The organism is Shewanella sp. 10N.286.48.B5, assembly GCF_002874355.2.
Taxonomy (GTDB): Bacteria; Pseudomonadota; Gammaproteobacteria; order Enterobacterales; family Shewanellaceae; genus Shewanella.
In genome coordinates, this window is the sequence record NZ_MCVG02000001.1 from 3,284,181 (window position 1) to 3,299,940 (window position 15,760).

General features: G+C 41.5%; 16 protein-coding genes. 7 read left to right on the top strand and 9 right to left on the bottom strand.

The genetic code is table 11. The annotated features are described in order from the left end of the window. Nucleotides 1–13: 13 nt before the first annotated feature. From BCU57_RS14020 to BCU57_RS14040, 5 genes are all read right to left on the bottom strand, one after another. On the bottom strand, nt 14–1,363 hold the full coding sequence (locus BCU57_RS14020; protein WP_241903496.1) for an efflux RND transporter periplasmic adaptor subunit: 1,350 nt from the start codon (nt 1,361–1,363) through the stop codon (nt 14–16). Nucleotides 1,364–1,525: 162 nt separating this feature from the next. Beyond that, the gene (locus BCU57_RS14025) at nt 1,526–2,893 is read right to left on the bottom strand and encodes a TolC family protein (protein ID WP_241903495.1); all 1,368 of its coding nucleotides are present in this window, start codon (nt 2,891–2,893) and stop codon (nt 1,526–1,528) included. Between the two features lie 225 nt (nt 2,894–3,118). After that, nucleotides 3,119–3,529: a hypothetical protein gene (locus tag BCU57_RS14030; RefSeq protein WP_241903494.1), complete on the bottom strand. Its 411-nt coding sequence runs from the start codon at nt 3,527–3,529 to the stop codon at nt 3,119–3,121. Between the two features lie 158 nt (nt 3,530–3,687). After that, nucleotides 3,688–3,873: a DUF3012 domain-containing protein gene (locus BCU57_RS14035; RefSeq protein WP_102437637.1), complete on the bottom strand. Its 186-nt coding sequence runs from the start codon at nt 3,871–3,873 to the stop codon at nt 3,688–3,690. 36 nt (nt 3,874–3,909) lie between these two features. Next, nucleotides 3,910–4,263, bottom strand: coding sequence for an STAS/SEC14 domain-containing protein (locus BCU57_RS14040; RefSeq protein ID WP_102437635.1), 354 nt, complete (start codon nt 4,261–4,263; stop codon nt 3,910–3,912). Between the two features lie 172 nt (nt 4,264–4,435). Between BCU57_RS14040 and arfB the strand changes: the two genes are divergently transcribed. From arfB to BCU57_RS14055, 3 genes are all read left to right on the top strand, one after another. Continuing rightward, nucleotides 4,436–4,852: an alternative ribosome rescue aminoacyl-tRNA hydrolase ArfB gene (arfB, locus tag BCU57_RS14045; protein WP_076538839.1), complete on the top strand. Its 417-nt coding sequence runs from the start codon at nt 4,436–4,438 to the stop codon at nt 4,850–4,852. Between the two features lie 129 nt (nt 4,853–4,981). Beyond that, nucleotides 4,982–5,425 carry a type II 3-dehydroquinate dehydratase gene (aroQ, locus tag BCU57_RS14050; protein WP_076538836.1) on the top strand — a complete coding sequence of 148 codons (444 nt, stop codon included), beginning with the start codon at nt 4,982–4,984 and terminating at the stop codon, nt 5,423–5,425. Nucleotides 5,426–5,462: 37 nt separating this feature from the next. Next, nucleotides 5,463–5,855 carry a DUF3859 domain-containing protein gene (locus tag BCU57_RS14055; protein ID WP_102437633.1) on the top strand — a complete coding sequence of 131 codons (393 nt, stop codon included), beginning with the start codon at nt 5,463–5,465 and terminating at the stop codon, nt 5,853–5,855. A 1-nt stretch (nt 5,856) separates the two neighbouring features. Here the strand turns inward: BCU57_RS14055 and BCU57_RS14060 are convergent, their stop codons facing one another. Continuing rightward, nucleotides 5,857–7,815, bottom strand: a complete 1,959-nt coding sequence (locus tag BCU57_RS14060) for a tetratricopeptide repeat-containing diguanylate cyclase (RefSeq protein ID WP_102437631.1) — start codon at nt 7,813–7,815, stop codon at nt 5,857–5,859. A gap of 442 nt (nt 7,816–8,257) precedes the next feature. On the opposite strand from BCU57_RS14060, the gene BCU57_RS14065 reads away from it, so the two are divergent. The 3 genes from BCU57_RS14065 (at nt 8,258) to gltS (ending at nt 11,580) form a co-directional block, all read left to right on the top strand. Next, on the top strand, nt 8,258–9,265 hold the full coding sequence (locus BCU57_RS14065; RefSeq protein ID WP_102437629.1) for a class I SAM-dependent rRNA methyltransferase: 1,008 nt from the start codon (nt 8,258–8,260) through the stop codon (nt 9,263–9,265). Nucleotides 9,266–9,579: 314 nt separating this feature from the next. Next, nucleotides 9,580–9,789, top strand: a complete 210-nt coding sequence (locus BCU57_RS14070) for a TOBE domain-containing protein (protein ID WP_076538818.1) — start codon at nt 9,580–9,582, stop codon at nt 9,787–9,789. A 567-nt stretch (nt 9,790–10,356) separates the two neighbouring features. After that, the gene (gene gltS, locus BCU57_RS14075) at nt 10,357–11,580 is read left to right on the top strand and encodes a sodium/glutamate symporter (protein WP_076538815.1); all 1,224 of its coding nucleotides are present in this window, start codon (nt 10,357–10,359) and stop codon (nt 11,578–11,580) included. A gap of 114 nt (nt 11,581–11,694) precedes the next feature. On the opposite strand, the gene BCU57_RS14080 is transcribed toward gltS, so the two are convergent. Then, nucleotides 11,695–11,961: a YecH family protein gene (locus BCU57_RS14080; protein ID WP_102437627.1), complete on the bottom strand. Its 267-nt coding sequence runs from the start codon at nt 11,959–11,961 to the stop codon at nt 11,695–11,697. A 186-nt stretch (nt 11,962–12,147) separates the two neighbouring features. On the opposite strand from BCU57_RS14080, the gene BCU57_RS14085 reads away from it, so the two are divergent. Next, complete coding sequence (locus BCU57_RS14085) at nt 12,148–12,474, top strand: DUF2956 domain-containing protein (protein WP_102437626.1); 327 nt, start codon at nt 12,148–12,150, stop codon at nt 12,472–12,474. Nucleotides 12,475–12,580: 106 nt separating this feature from the next. Here the strand turns inward: BCU57_RS14085 and BCU57_RS14090 are convergent, their stop codons facing one another. Both BCU57_RS14090 and hcp read right to left on the bottom strand, forming a co-directional pair. Then, nucleotides 12,581–13,843, bottom strand: coding sequence for a hybrid-cluster NAD(P)-dependent oxidoreductase (locus BCU57_RS14090; RefSeq protein ID WP_102437624.1), 1,263 nt, complete (start codon nt 13,841–13,843; stop codon nt 12,581–12,583). A gap of 102 nt (nt 13,844–13,945) precedes the next feature. After that, the gene (gene hcp / locus BCU57_RS14095; RefSeq protein WP_102437623.1) at nt 13,946–15,607 is read right to left on the bottom strand and encodes a hydroxylamine reductase; all 1,662 of its coding nucleotides are present in this window, start codon (nt 15,605–15,607) and stop codon (nt 13,946–13,948) included. Between the last annotated feature and the right edge of the window lie 153 nt (nt 15,608–15,760).

The window sequence follows — 15,760 nt, forward strand, 5'->3', positions numbered from 1 at the left end:
GGCTTATTCCTTCCTAGTGGTTGTGGATATCAAAACCGGCTTTCGCCAATTCAGATGCCAACAGGAAAGCACCGCTAATCACTACCTGACTGTTTGGTGCCAGTCCGGTAACCATGTTCATGCCACGTTGACGTTCAACGACTTCAACTTCTACCGCTTCAAAGCCATCCTCAACTTGAATAAACACCTGCCAATCTCCATCACCGCCGCGAGTTAGTGCTGCGTCGGGTAACACCACACCGCCATTAAGCGCATTAGGTAAATATAATTCGGCAAATTGCCCTGCATGCAAGCCGTACTCAGTATTATTGATACTGACAAGCACTTGCTCGGTACGTGTAATCGGGTTGAGTTCATGCGAACGACCAATAATCGTGCCTTCAATCGAGACCTTGCCCACCTTTACCATGGCTTTATCGCCAGATTCAATACCATCAGCTTGTATAGCTGACAGTTGCGCTTCAACCCATAAGTGCGACTCATCAGTTAACTGCATTAATGGCGCACCGCCTGCAGATACTTGCCCTAACATGGCGACATCTTGTTGAACACGGCCACTAATGGGTGCCAGTAATTTGAAACTACCTATTTCACTCGGCTTTGAAGTTAACGCCACTATCTGTTCAGGCGACATTTTAATTGCTTCAAGGTTTGCTCGGGTTAACTCGGCTTGAACTTGAGCCAGTAAGCGCCGACTGGCCGTTACGGTATTCTTATTCATGCGATTTACTCGGCTCAACTCAGCGGCCGCTGTAATATAATCAGCCTGAGCTTGCGCAACTGCGACCCCCCCTAAGGTCAACAGTACTTGTCCTAGAGTCACTTCTTGCCCCGGTACGACGTGGCGCTTTAATACTCTGACATCTAATTGCGGCGCTATGGTCATGGTGCGATCGCGATCGACAATCAATGTGGCAGTAGCAACATCATCTAAATTAAACGTGCCAGCACTGAGGCTGACAACATTAATACCAGCAAGTTGTTGTTGCTGTTCGCTTAATACCAGCGCTTCATCACTGTGATCATCGACTGTGTCATTACTTTTTTCGACTAGAGCTGCAGCTGTCTCAGTTACGCCTTTTTCATCTTGGGGTTCATTATTTTCAGGAGCCTGCTCTTCTGTCACATGAGCTTCTGCAGCATGCTCTTCACTGCTGTGGATATTTGCCTGTGCAGCATCCGTATTAGCGTAAACACATCCGCTCATACCAACAGCCATACCAACAGTCACAGCCATCAATAACCCAAAGCTAATACTTCTTAAAAAACCACCTTTGAGACGGTTTGAGTAGGTCGCACTTATGTCATCCGATTTAAATTGATAAATCGCCTGTGTAGAAGGATTTAGTTGCATATTTTTCATCTTTATTACCTATGTGTCCCGCAGTTATTGCGGGGGTTTACTGATATAAAAGCGGTTATTGATAACGCTTTGCGATAGCGTTCATTTGCGACTGTTTATCGGTTCATAAACGTCAATCAACAACATAAGAATGCTTAATATTCAGTAACTAATATAGTGGGTTTAATTGGCTATTTTTAGTGATTGGGTCATATCCCTTGAGGTCAATTGCTCACGCAATATTTGCTCAAGCTGACCACTATTGCCCATCCAAGCAAGCCAATTTTCATACAAGCTTGCCTCCAGCCTTAAGCCGGCAATGTAGCTACTGCTCATTTGCTGCTGACTTTGCAAATAGTCGCTGGTGGCAATATCGCCACTACGCCATTGCGTCGATAAAGCAGAGGATGCAGCCTGACCTGATTTTTGCACCAAATCCTCCCACTGCTGATATCGTTGTAACAACCGCGGCACCGCTCGATTAAATTGCATCCATTGCTGCTGCATGAGTCGCTCTTCCACTAAATAAGCTTGCTCTGCGATGCTAATATCTTCGCTGGCGGTGGCGATTGCATCACTGTAGTTATTGCGAATTTGCAATGGAATTGAGACACCAACAGCAAACTTATTGTCACTGCCTTCGCGCTCAGCACTTAAGCTAATGCTTGGGTCTTCAGCGAGATCAGCTTTCATTTGGTTTACTGTCAGCTTGGTGAGCATCACTTGTTGATAAGCACTTTTTAATGCTGGCAATTGCGGCGATACCGATTGAAAACTCGGAATTTTAGCTAAGGCAAGGTAGTCAATATTCAGTAAATTATGGGTCATGACTTCAGCAGATTGAGATGGGTTTGAAAATAATATTGGCCCTAATAGGCCATAAACGGCAGTTTCTGCGTTGAGCATTTCTTGCTCTGCAATCGCTAAGTCAGCAGCATTATTGGCCACATCCAATTGCATCAGTTGCAGCTCAACCATTGAGATATCGCCCACTTCAGCACGCTGTTTAGCAAGCGCTAATTGCCTTTGGGCTGAATCAAATTGCTGCTGATTAAATGCCAACAATTTCTGATTCTGTTGTAGGTTAGCCAATGCCAGTAACTGCTGCGATAATAACTGACTGCGGTTAAGTTCAATTGACGCTAGCACCATTTCAGATTCTAACTGTGCCACTCGAACCGCTTCACCGCGTTTATCACTCCAATCAATGGTTTGACTCACTGCGATTGAGTAAGTGTCATCACCGGGGGCGTTTTGATAATCCAAGCCAAGCTCTGGATTATAAATGGCATTATCTGCCGAAGTTAACGCCAGCTTAGTTTGCTTCATCAACACTTTCTGGGCTCTCACCTCAGGCAGTTGCTCAAATTGCGTCATTAACTCGGGGAGCCACACATTCACACTTGAATGAACTGCTGTTTGTGATTGCGTTAGTGCCGCGAGACTCCCATTAGAGCCAATATTTTTGTCGACATCAGGTGTCGAACTATGCGCGTTAGCTGCAAATAGCGGTATCGCAATTGCAGTCGCAATGAGGGTTTTTCTCATCATAAATCCTAGATTTCAGTATTAACTGAAACGCTATTGTCAAATTTACGATTAATATTTTTCAGTAAAAAATTATCTAAGTTCAGTGTGTTAGTACTGCTAAAAGCGACAGACACATACACAGTTTCTCATTTAGCCAATAAAGACTAGATGGCACTACTGAGCTGAATTGATACAAATTAGATAATGGTGAGAAATAATATTAATCACATAAAAATCAAAAAGGATTTATGCGATAGGGGGGCGGTAACTTAGACGAGATTCAGGCGGTAAGTAATCTTCAATGAAGGTTTTTGGTGATTCAGAAAAGGGAATACTTGGCAGCAGATTAGCCACAATGCCAATGGCAGTGGCTGAACCACCGTGACACTGACAATCTAAACAAAGCTCATAGCTTTGGTTTTGAGTATTATCATTGGTCGCATGTTGATGGTCTGCTACGGCAAATAAACTATCAACATCATTCTTATCACAAATATCTACTGGGGCAGAAAAAACCAAATGTGAATGATTTACGTCTTCTTGTTCGCTTTCTCCAAGATGCAGTTGATGCCCGCCAAAGTTAGTACTGAAAAACTGCAGTAACATAACGGCGATCATATACTTGGCATATTTTTGAATAACGACCAATGAGTGCAAAGCGTACCTTAGTGGTTCTGAGTGATTAAATCTTAGCGATTAAGTTGTGTAACTGAATCGGTAAATATGACTGCGAGTGTAACTGAAAGTTCACCACTCGCGACCATTAAATTCATCAAGCAATACTTAGATCACAAATTATCATGCTAAAAAATCAATTAAAATACACAATGCTTCGCATAATCAGCCGCTTCATTAGCAGTCCAATCACCGCTAGGTTTTTCTTTCATTTGCTTACACCACGCCTCACTGCCTACTTCTGGTGAACAGGCACTTAGACCGATAATTAATAAACCTGCGCTTAATACAGCGGCGATTTTTGAATATGATTGTGTCACTGACATATTTTCTACTTCCTTGAGATAATTAACCAAATATAATTATTGTTGTAGCCAAGCTATGGCTTGCTGCTTTTGTTCAAGTGGAAACCATGCCACTTCGCCCTGCATAAAAGGGCCGAGTAAATTTACCGCATTACCAACCCAGTCAGGGCCGCCGACAAACACTAATGCATCAAAATGGGGTAATTGCACTTTATCGCCCCCAGACAAGGAGCTGACATCCCAACCTTCAAGTAACACGTCCGCCTCTATGTATAAGAAAACCTTACCAGTTTGCTCGCGATAGTCTGTGATTAAAGGTTGTAGTTGAGTGCGATAGTCTTGGGTAGATAAACGCCCACTAACGAATAAGCTAATAACGCCTTTAGCGATATCGGGGATTTGGCACAACATAAAGCAACTCCAAACGGTCAATGTGGCCTAGTTTCTAGATAATTATTGATAGTAACAAATCTTATCCGCAGTACTAAACAAAAGTTTGTTAAACTCAAGTGGTAACAAACAATAAACTCGAATCAGCCCCCTTAAATAGACCCAAGTAAATGGTAAAAAGTAGAATCATATAATGATCAAGATAACCAACAGCGTCAGCATCGAAGATAATGAAATTGAATGGCAATTTATCCGTTCAAGCGGCGCTGGTGGGCAGCACATTAATAAAGTTTCCACTGCAGCGCAGATTATTTTTGACATACGTCAGTCATCGCTACCTGAGTTTTATCAGCAAAAGCTATTGGCCAAAGCCGATCATCGCATTACTAAGAGCGGTAAAGTGATCATAAAATGCCAACAAAGCCGCAGCCAAGATTTTAATCGTCAGCTGGCATTAGAGCAGTTTATTGAGCTAGTAAAAAGTGTCGGTATAGTGCAAAAAAAACGTATTGCCACCAAAGCAACTAAAGGCAGTCAACGCCGCAGAGTCGATGCCAAAAAGCAGCGCGGCGCTACGAAAGCGCTACGAAAAAACAAATCTGATTATTAAGCTGCAATCGTTTTCAAACTCGCCTTAATACAGCCATGAAAATTTATCCACTTATGGCAATAATTACATGATAAATTAACCTTATTCGGTATTATCAATACTCATCAGTAGCAATTTTAAGGAAAGTGCATGACGCCCAAAGCCAAGATTTTACTAGTTAATGGCCCTAATTTAAATTTATTAGGCCGTCGTGAGCCAGGCCTTTATGGCAGCGATAACTTAGACACCATTGTGGCAAAGTGTCAGTCTCAAGCCCATGGTGCCGAATTAGACTTTGATCATATCCAGTCTAATGCCGAACATGCACTTATCAATGCGATTCATGCCACTGATGCCAAGTTTATTGTGATCAATCCTGCCGCCTTTACCCACACCAGTGTCGCCCTGCGCGATGCACTGCTTGGGGTGAATATTCCGTTTATTGAAGTCCATATTTCAAATGTTCATGCTCGCGAGCCTTTTAGACATCATTCTTATTTATCAGATAAAGCGGTCGGGGTAATTTGCGGCTTAGGCATTCAGGGCTATGAGTTTGCAATGCAAGCCGCTATTAGCCAGCTGAGCAAGGATTAAAGAAAGGACTAGCGTTAGCTATAGAGATCTACAAGATATGAGTAAATTAAAAGCAGATGTCAGTATTATTCAAGCGGGGATTTTCAGTCAATGGGATTCTGATAGTGATGAACTGCCAAGATTTTTAAAAGCCACCGTACATGTGCCTGCTGAAATAGACATTGAATTTGGCTTTGTCACCCGTATTCGCAAAGCCAAAAATCAAGTGTTAGGTTACTGTATTTATCACCCCGATATTCCCGATGCAGAAGGCAATATTCAAGCGCCTTTCGATGGTGAAGTGTACATCAAAGAAAACGATTGGAAGTTTTACCTTGGAGACTGTATTTGGGCGCCAATTGACAACAAAGTCGGCAACTGGCGCATGACCCTAGAGCTAAACGGCAAAGTTATCGCCGATAAAACCTTTAAAGTGCATTTGCCTGAATAAGTTATTTTTCCGCAATAACCGCGCAATTGCGTCCAGCTTGTTTAGCTTGGTATAACGCGGTATCGGCAAGTTTGAGGATTGAATCCCACTCTTCGACTAGCCTTTTGGCTGTTGTCGGTCGACTTGCGCCAATCGATACTGTCACCACTAAATCAGCAGCTGGAGTTATAACGGCTTCAGTGCTAATAGCCTGATTAAAACGGCTTAACACTTCATCCAGAGAGGTGGGGTCGGCTTCGTCAACTTGCAATAATATAATAAACTCTTCACCGCCCCATCGTACTAATACATCCCCTTTACGAATGCTGTTCGATAAACGCTTGGCAATTTCTGTGAGCACGATATCCCCAGTATCATGACCATAATTATCGTTCACTTTTTTAAAGTTATCGCAGTCAATCATCAACATACAATAATAAGCATTCGGAAATGCGGTTAGCTCATGATGAATAAAGTGCTCGATATAGCGGCGGTTGTGTAGTCCTGTGAGTTGATCGTTATTTGAAGCTTTATACAAACTTTTATTTGATGTTCGCAGGCTATCGATGTTCTTTTCACTTAAAAAGTAACGTCTAATTAATAACACTAAGCCAATAGCTAAAATAGCCAAAGCTAACAACCATATTCTTTCTTGTAGCTCTTTTTTATCAAGAGTGGCGGCCTTCAGTTCATTTTCTGCGGTTAATAAGGCAATTTTTTCATCTTGAAGCTGGCCTTCATACAAGGCTTTTAAGGCAAATAACTGTTCTTCACGCTGATTGAAAAGCAGCTTTTGGGTGCCTTCATAATAAGTGGTTAATTGCTCAATGGCCTCAGGGTATCGCTGCTGTGCTTGATAGACTCGCGCCAATAATTCATAGGACTTTAATAGTGAGTCTTGGTTATCAATGGCCTTAAGCCCTGCCATGGCATTGTTGGCATAATCACCAGCAGTGGCGCTATCACCCTTAAATAAACTGACCTCGCCGAGACCCATTAAGCATTCGTTATAAGGTAATTGATCATGCACTTGCTTCGCGAGCTCAACACATTCCATTGCCACTGGCTCAGCCTCAGCAAAGAGTTGCTGACTAATTAATAAGTGGGTCTGGGTCATTAAGGCGTTGACAATAAGCTGGTTATTATTGGACTCCCGTGCCACGGCAATGCTTTTTTCACTGTATTGGGTCGCCGCTTCTATATCATTAATTTCTAGCATATTGTTACTAGCATTACTGTATAGGATCACTAAGTACTCAAAGCTGACATTATCACTTTTAAGATATAACTCAGTGGCTTTTTTATTGTATTCAATCGCGCTAGGCCAATCTTCAACCATAGAATAAAGCACTGATATATTTGAATATAACTTAAATACAAAATCGCTATTATTGGTGGTTTCAGCCAGTTTAATCGCTCTTTGATAATCCTCAATCGCTAATTCATAAGCTAAACTACGTGAGTGAATTATGCCTCGTATATTAAGTGCACGAGCCAGTAAGCGGTCATAATGCAGTTGTTCGGCTAAGCTGATCGCTTGCTCTATCAGTCGCAGCGCTTTTTTACCTTCACTTTTTCTCGCCGCCAAGGTGCCTTTAATGGTTAGGCCTTCGGCCACAATCCAGTCTTGGCCGCTATCTAGGCCAAATTGATATAAGGTTTTAGTGGTTTTTTCTGCCGCCTCAACATCAGACAGTACAAATTGAACGTTATAAAGGATCAGATAATAAATGGTTTTAAAATAGTCATTACCATCGATAACACCTTGGGATTTTAGTTGCTCTAAAGCCGTTAAGGTGCCTTCAGGGTCTTTATCAGCCCCAAGATATAACGCCGTTAATTGCGGCCCGTGTTCAATGCTGGCAATCTCATCTAATAAATCGAAAACTGGCGGCTTTGCTGCAGTTGCTGCGGTCGAAAAAATACCGCAAAAAAAAAGCAATAATACGGGTAATAGTGAATGGCGCAGCAGATGATTCAAATGAACCTCGTCGTTTTAGACTGAATGTGTCGGATGAGTAAATCGAATAAAAAACAGTTGGCATAACTAAAGCTAATAACCGTCACGGTAAAGTCTAAATTTAACGGCAACATAGGTGAGCCAACAAGCCCCAAAAGCATTATCTGCTATGTAGCTCGGTAATCACGATATAAAAAACTATTGTTATTAATTTCATACATTTACAGTATATAAAAGATAACATATTTACTTACAGCAAGTCGCCAAATTCAATTAAAACATAGGGCTAAGCTACAATTTGTTACTTTTGAATAGTAAATTGTAAGCGTATTATCAGTGCTTGTTGCTACTGTAAAATGTGGCGAGTCAATAAAAGCTCACTTACAAGCTCTAACACATACCGACAAGCCGCTATAAGCTTGGTATAATCTGTTTTTGCCTTTTCATGCTAACGAGCACAACTATGTCATTGCAGTCTTCTCTTACTCACGCCATTAATCAACGCGCTGAATTTTTTAAACAAGCAGCGCTTCAACAAACCGATTGTTTTCGGGTATTTCATGGCACAGTTGAAGGCGAAAATGGGCTTAATATTGACCGTTATGGTAATGCGTGGCTCATTCAAACATTCCATCAGACCTTAACTGAGCAACAACTTACGCAAATAACCGAAATCCTTAACGCACATCTTGAGTTACCTATTATCTACAATGACCGTGCTAAACGTAATTCACGCATTGAAAATAATCTTGCTGATGACTTCAATGACTTTGCCTGCTCAGAGCAAGTTATCCAAGAAAATGGCATCAAGTTCACCTCAAAATTACGCCATGAAGGCCAAGATCCGTTATTGTTTCTCGATATGCGTATCGGTAGAGAATATGTCAGAGCCAATAGCCAAGGCAAAACCGTACTAAACCTATTTTCATACACTTGCGGTATTGGCACTGCAGCAGCCATAGGCGGTGCAACTCGGGCAGTTAATGTGGATTTCTCATCATTTGCTTTGGCTGCGGGTAAAAAGAATGCTGAGCTCAATGAGGTGGCTGATACTTGTGAGTTCATTCAAAGCGATGCCTTTCCTGCGCTGCGTCAATTAGCTGGTCTTAAGGTTGGTGGCCGCCGCGGGCAAAAATTACCTAAGTACCCTAAGTTAGCTGCGACTCAATTTGATTTGGTATTTTTAGATCCGCCACGTTTTGCAAAAAGCCCATTTGGCACCGTTGACCTGATTAATGATTACCAAGGCTTATTTAAGCCTGCCATGCTAACAACAAAAAGTGGTGGCACCATAGTGTGCTGTAACAATGTCGCCAAAGTGGAACGACAAGCCTGGCTCAACAGCTTAGTGCGCTGTGTTGAAAAACAAGGCCGCAGTGTCAGCTCAATTGAATGGTTGCATTGCCATGAAGACTTCCCGTCATTTGATGATAACCATCCCCTAAAGGTTGTCGCACTAACGATTGATTGATTGATTGATTCTTAATGATAAAAAAAGCCAGCTTGCATCATAGATACAAGCTGGCTTTTTACTTTATAGGCCATTATTTTCTATTCATAACGCCCATCAATTAACCCATTAGGTTTTACTAATTTTTTAGCACTTATCCCTCGCAAAACTTAACCTCTGAACAAGCAAAATTGAATTTATCAATTAAACTTAGGCTCATGGTTCATTTTTACGCACAGTGGAACGAGCCATACATTTCGCTTTAAAAATTATAAATACCTTATTTTTATAATTAATATCAGCATATTGACTCATTAATAGGAAATTTAAATATTATGAAAATCAGCGCTCGTAATTCACTGGTTGGTAAAATCACCTCAATCGAAGAGGGTTCTGTAAACAATGAAGTGGTCATTGAACTTGCACCAGGAGTTGAGATCACATCAGTAGTCACTAAAAAGTCTTGTCAGCAACTTGGCTTAACCGTGGGCGGCAATGCTTACGCGATTATTAAAGCTAGCAATGTCATGGTTGCTGTTGATTAATACCCTTTAGCATTTGGCTGTTACAGGTTTATTTAAAGTACATAAAAGTACCTATTCGCCCGCTTTAGCCAGCGCTATATGAGCGAAATGAACTTCCTTTTATTTCGCTCATATATCTATAAACATCAGCATCGGCAAACCACTCCAATGAGCAATTTTTCAGTTTTAGAATAAATAGCACACACCATAAAACATACTATGTAATCTGCTTTGATTGAGTCTAGCGGCAATTATTTATCTTAAACAGAGCCAGATACAGTCACTAAAGTGACTTTTTATTCCTCAAAACTCAGATTCTCCACCTGCAAATTCACAACATAAGCAGTGCAATTAAGCTAACAAAGCCACCTTTACAATTAACATCAAGGGTTTAGCTTTTAATAACTTGTTAAATCAGCTCAACAAATGAACGACACTTGGCCTTTTAAGGCAATCCCCATGATATTTACCGCTAAGTTCCTCTATAATCAATATAACTAATAAATTAAAGCAAAATATTTATGCATATCTAATTGTGATATCTAATCACATTGTGTAACTCATTCAGTGCAAAACAAAAGGAGTTCCATGAATACTGTTTATTCTATTGGAGAGCTTGAATCTTTCCTCGTGGCAATTTTGGTACTATTCATTGGCCATACAATTAATCGACACGTACCTTCTTTCAGAAAATATAATATCCCAGAACCCATCGTGGGTGGACTTATCGTTGCAGGCGTAATCACCATATTACACTTCAACAAAATCAGTTTAGAATTTACTCTTTCAATGCAAAATACCTTGATGCTGATGTTTTTCAGTACCGTGGGGTTAGCGGCAAGTTATAAGCTATTAATGAAAGGCGGTACTAAGGTCATTGTCTTTTTAGGCATTGCATCTTTATATATCATTATTCAAAATGCGGTGGGCGTTAGCTTAGCCAGCGCTTTAGGGCTAGAGCCGATAATGGGCTTAATCGCTGGTTCAATTACCTTATCAGGTGGTCACGGCACGGGTGCTGCTTGGGCGCAAACCTTCCAAGACAACTATGGTATTAATACTTTAGAGTTTGCCATGGCAGCGGCCACCTTTGGTCTAGTCATGGGCGGTATTATTGGTGGTCCAGTTGCCCAGCGCCTTATCAATAAACATAACCTTGTTTCTTCATATGGTGTGGGTGGTAATCATCACGTAGATCATCCTGACTTAGTAACCTATGACCAATTAGAAATTGATCGCGTTACCGGTAAGAAAATTTTAGAAGTGCTATTCATTCTGCTGCTATGTGTGGCTGGGGCTAAGTGGTTCGGCAAATTTGTTAGCTCCATGGATATTGCATGGTTAAAAATGCCTGACTTTGTTTATGCCTTATTCTTTGGCGTGGTCATCACCAACGCCACTGAGTTGAGTCGCGGCTACAAAATCAACAGTGAATGTGTTGATATTTTAGGTACTGTGTCCTTGTCACTGTTCTTAGCGATGGCGCTAATGAACCTTAAGCTGTGGGAAATATTTGATTTAGCGGTACCGCTATTAATCATCTTAGTGTCTCAAGCGGCTATTTTAGCGGTGTTTGCCTACTTTGTTACCTTTAGATTAATGGGCTCAAACTATGACGCTGCAGTGATGGCTGGTGGTCATTGTGGTTTTGGTATGGGCGCAACCCCAACTGCGGTAATGAACATGGGCGCATTAGTTTCACGTACAGGTCCGTCGCCACAAGCCTTTATGGTAGTGCCTATTGTAGGGGCATTCTTTATTGATATTGTGAATGCCATTATCTTGCAAGGCTATTTAAGCTTTATGGGCTAGCGCTTAATACGCGAGTTTAACCGCTCGCTTTAGGGCTTAGTTAAAGCTAAACACAGATACAAAAATGCCAGTCAGTGACTGGCATTTTTGTCTTAAAGAAAACCGAATCCGCGACTAAGCCGTTGCCTCTTGGGTTTCTTTACCTGCACAGTGACCACATTGATTAATCACAAAACCAGCTTCAGTTTCAGTTAAACGACCGTTGCTAATAAACAGTTCAACTAACTGTGCGGCGCTCATATCACTGGCACGACAAGTATGAAACTCTGCATTTTCACCAAATTCTGCTGCCATCAACGCCAGCCATTGTTGTTGTGGCTGCGGGGTATTTTGATCTTTCATCAATTTGATAACGTTACGACCATGAATTGATTTTGACATTAGAATTCCTCAACAGTTAAAAAGCTATTTTACGACACAATCACTATTCCACTATTGCGTTAGCTCATGGTTTAACAAAAATTAACCTACTGAATTATCATCTAGACGCTGATTGGCTATAGTGAGCCGCCCACGAGGCTGTTAAAGTAGTAACTAAGCAGCAATCTAATCAAGAAGTAGAGCAACATGGCAAAAAGTATCTCTCAAGAAACCCAAGCTGAAGCAATGAAAATGGCTAAGGCTACTCAAAAACCTTCACAAACTAAAGAACAGACCAAACTCATCGCTCAAGGTATTGAGAAAGGTATAGCTGAATATAAGAAGTTGCAGAAAGCCAAAGCTCGTGGGGCTGATAAACAGCGGAAACAGAATCTTAAAGCTAAAAACCAGCTCAACCATGATGTAGTTGAACAGCAGCAGCCGCCACAGTCTCAGAAGTCATATTTACCCTGGGTGTTGCTTATCGCCAGTTGGGTCGGATTTATTGCATCTCATGTCCTGCAAGCAAACTGATCATTCTTAGCTAAGGGGATAAGGCGCCCCATTTATTATTTTTGCCACAAAGCAAAACAGTCAGCATAGCTGACTGTTCTTAAATTAAATCTTGCTGCAAATTAGCTTACATTTTTAAGCTGACATCTGAAGTGATTTTAGTCGAGCACGCTAATACATACCCTGCGGCAATTTCTTCAGCTGTTAATGTCATGGTACTGCTAGATTCAGTAGTCCCTGAGGTCACCTGGCACTTACAGGCGCCGCACACACCACTTCGGCACGCTGCGATTATCGGTAGCCCTTCAGACTCTATGCCATCAAGTAAGGTTTGCTCAGCCGATAATGCAACTTTTTTATCCTTGATTGAAAGCATGAAGTTGCTAGTTGTAGCCGCAGTATTTGTGCTGCTTGGGGGTGATTTAACCGCGCCAGTAAAGCTTTCTTGATGGAAGTTTTTCATCTCGAAACCACTGGTTTCAATCAAGGATTTAACTGACACCATGTAAGGCTCTGGGCCACACACAAAAATGGTGCGAGTCATAAAATCAGGCACTAATGCTTGCAGCTTTTCAATATCGATACGGCCTAACATACGGCTGTCGTTGCCAGTATGATTAACGCCTTCAACAAGCTCATCTGCATTTTCAAGCAGGTAACTTAATTGAAATTGAGCACTGCGATAAGCCATCGCACCTAAGCTATCAGCAAAGATAATATCTTCATCTGTTCGAGCGCTGTGCACAAAGGCAATATCACTGCCTACTTTGGTATCGAGCAGCCAACGTGACATTGAATACATTGGGGTAATGCCACTGCCAGCACTTAAAAATAAATACTTTTCAGCCGCTATATCCACTAAGTTAAAGGCGCCATCTGGGCCGACTAAGGTGATGATATCGCCTTGATTAACCTTATCAGCTAAAAAGTTTGACACTTTGCCACCAGCAATGCGCTTCACCGTGACCACAATTGAATAAGGTCTAGATGGAGACGATGACATGGTATAACTGCGATAAACTATTTCGCCTTCAATCTCTAATTTGAAGGTAATAAATTGCCCCGGTTTGTAGTTAAACTTAACAGGGGTTAAACCTTGAAAACGAAAGCTCACTACATCATGGGTTTCATGCCATTTTTCAGTACAGCGCAATTGCACTTCACCACGTTGCCACTCATCAGCATTTAATAATAACTGATTTGCATTGATGGATTTTTTTGCTTCAGCAGTAGTTGTAACCTCAGCCGTTTTCTTTGCTGTGGCAGCCAATGCACCCGATATTGAAAAACTCGGCGCAGCGCTGACCTTAGCAACTGACTTTTTGTTGTCATCTTTTGTTGATTGGGCGGCTGATAACGCTGCTGAAAATGAAAATCCTGATGAACTCATATTGCACCTGTATGGGAAACCATGTGTTAGAAGTAGAAAGTAAAAAACAGACAATAAAAAGGTGATATAAGCGCTAAGCCTATATCACCCAATAACCACTATTTAAGCCGCATTAATCATCGCTTTAAGATCTGACTCAACATCAGTGGTGTTACGTAAACCAAATTGGTCTTCTAACACTTTTGCTAAGTTTTCAGTCAAAAATGCTGGCGGAGTTGGGCCTGTACGAATGTTTTTAACGCCCAGTGATAATAGTGTCAGTAACACCACAATCGCTTTTTGCTCAAACCAAGACAGTACCAAGCTTAAAGGCAGTTCATTGATATCACAGTCAAAAATATCTTTTAATGCTAAGGCTAACTGTATAGCAGAGTAAGCATCGTTACATTGACCCACATCTAATAAACGTGGAATACCATTAATATCGCCAAACTCAAGTTTGTTGAACTTGTACTTACCACACCCTAAGGTCAGGATAATGGTGTCATCAGGCACTGATTTAGCTAAGTCAGTAAAGTAGCTACGTTCAGATTTATCGCCGTCACAACCACCGATTAAGAAAAAGTGCTTAATAGACCCATTTTTCACGTTCTCAACTACTGTTGGTGCCGCTTCCATTAAGGCATTACGTGCAAAACCAATCGTAATCGCATGTGGGATTTCATCGTAGCTAAAACCTTCAAGCTCAAGGGCTTTGTCAATCACAGCGCTAAAGTCTTCACCTTCGATGTGAGCAACACCAGGCCAACCAACAATGCTACGGGTGAATATACGATCTGAATAATCGCCCACATTAGGGTCAATAATACAGTTTGAGGTCATCACAACAGCGCCTGGGAAAGTGCCAAATTCACGCTGTTGGTTCTGCCATGCGCTGCCGTAGTTACCCACTAAGTGTGGGAACTTTTTAAATGCAGGATAAGCTAATGCCGGTAACATTTCGCCATGGGTATAGACGTTAATGCCCTTACCTTGAGTTTGCTCTAAGATAAGTTCTAAATCTTTCATGTCATGACCTGACACTAAAATCGCCTTACCTTTAAATGATTTGGTGTTTACTTCAGTTGGCTCAGGGTGGCCAAATGCCGTCGTTTCACCCGCATCTAACATCGCCATTACGCGATAGTTTAATTGACCGATTTCCATTGCGGTAGCAAATAGCTTGTCGCCATCAACTGAGTCTTCGCCAAGGAATGACATGATTTGGTGAAATTCACCGGCCACATCGGCATCAGTTTGCTCAAGTACACGTGCATGCTCCATGTAAGCTGCTGCGCCTTTAAGGCCATATAAGCAAAGTAAACGTAAGCCCATGATGTCTTCATTAACATCGTCACCACGGTTTGGCAGTGCAACTGGAGCTTGTAGTAGCATTTCAGGCTGAGAAGCCGCTAAGTTAAATTCAGCTTGAGCTATCACTTCTTCAGCAGCAACGCCTTTTTCAGCGCAGGCTTGTTCGTATGCCGCTTTTAACTTGTTACGGTAAGTTTGAGCTTGATGTGCGTAATCAGCTAAACGTCCATCATCAAAGTTCACATTAGTTAATGTGGCAAAAAATGCCTTAGGAACAAAGGTATCAATCTCGGCATCGATGATATCGAACTGACGCGCCTTAACCGCATAAGCAGAAACGCCCTGCAACATGTAGATTAATAAATCTTGTAGATCTGACGTAGATGCTAACTTACCGCACATACCTTGAGAATAACTACAACCGTTGCCTGCTGGGGTTCTAACTGTTTGTTCGCATTGAATACAAAACATCACTTTGCTCCTGAATTTAATCATGCATAATATTTACATGTTTAGATGCAGTGTACTTAGATCAGCAAAAATCTAAACTGATTTTTACAATATTTAATCGATTTTATGATCTAGATCAGTTTCAGCATTCACTAATATTTAGCCCTATTCACA

Excerpts from the sequence above, each read along its gene's own strand:
- BCU57_RS14020 (WP_241903496.1), bottom strand. The coding sequence starts at position 1,363 with ATGAAAAATATGCAACTAAATCCTTCTACACAGGCGATTTATCAATTT.
- BCU57_RS14025 (WP_241903495.1), bottom strand. The coding sequence starts at position 2,893 with ATGATGAGAAAAACCCTCATTGCGACTGCAATTGCGATACCGCTATTT.
- BCU57_RS14035 (WP_102437637.1), bottom strand. The coding sequence starts at position 3,873 with ATGTCAGTGACACAATCATATTCAAAAATCGCCGCTGTATTAAGCGCA.
- BCU57_RS14040 (WP_102437635.1), bottom strand. The coding sequence starts at position 4,263 with ATGTTGTGCCAAATCCCCGATATCGCTAAAGGCGTTATTAGCTTATTC.
- arfB (WP_076538839.1), top strand. The coding sequence starts at position 4,436 with ATGATCAAGATAACCAACAGCGTCAGCATCGAAGATAATGAAATTGAA.
- aroQ (WP_076538836.1), top strand. The coding sequence starts at position 4,982 with ATGACGCCCAAAGCCAAGATTTTACTAGTTAATGGCCCTAATTTAAAT.
- BCU57_RS14055 (WP_102437633.1), top strand. The coding sequence starts at position 5,463 with ATGAGTAAATTAAAAGCAGATGTCAGTATTATTCAAGCGGGGATTTTC.
- BCU57_RS14065 (WP_102437629.1), top strand. The coding sequence starts at position 8,258 with ATGTCATTGCAGTCTTCTCTTACTCACGCCATTAATCAACGCGCTGAA.
- BCU57_RS14070 (WP_076538818.1), top strand. The coding sequence starts at position 9,580 with ATGAAAATCAGCGCTCGTAATTCACTGGTTGGTAAAATCACCTCAATC.
- gltS (WP_076538815.1), top strand. The coding sequence starts at position 10,357 with ATGAATACTGTTTATTCTATTGGAGAGCTTGAATCTTTCCTCGTGGCA.
- BCU57_RS14080 (WP_102437627.1), bottom strand. The coding sequence starts at position 11,961 with ATGTCAAAATCAATTCATGGTCGTAACGTTATCAAATTGATGAAAGAT.
- BCU57_RS14085 (WP_102437626.1), top strand. The coding sequence starts at position 12,148 with ATGGCAAAAAGTATCTCTCAAGAAACCCAAGCTGAAGCAATGAAAATG.
- BCU57_RS14090 (WP_102437624.1), bottom strand. The coding sequence starts at position 13,843 with ATGAGTTCATCAGGATTTTCATTTTCAGCAGCGTTATCAGCCGCCCAA.
- hcp (WP_102437623.1), bottom strand. The coding sequence starts at position 15,607 with ATGTTTTGTATTCAATGCGAACAAACAGTTAGAACCCCAGCAGGCAAC.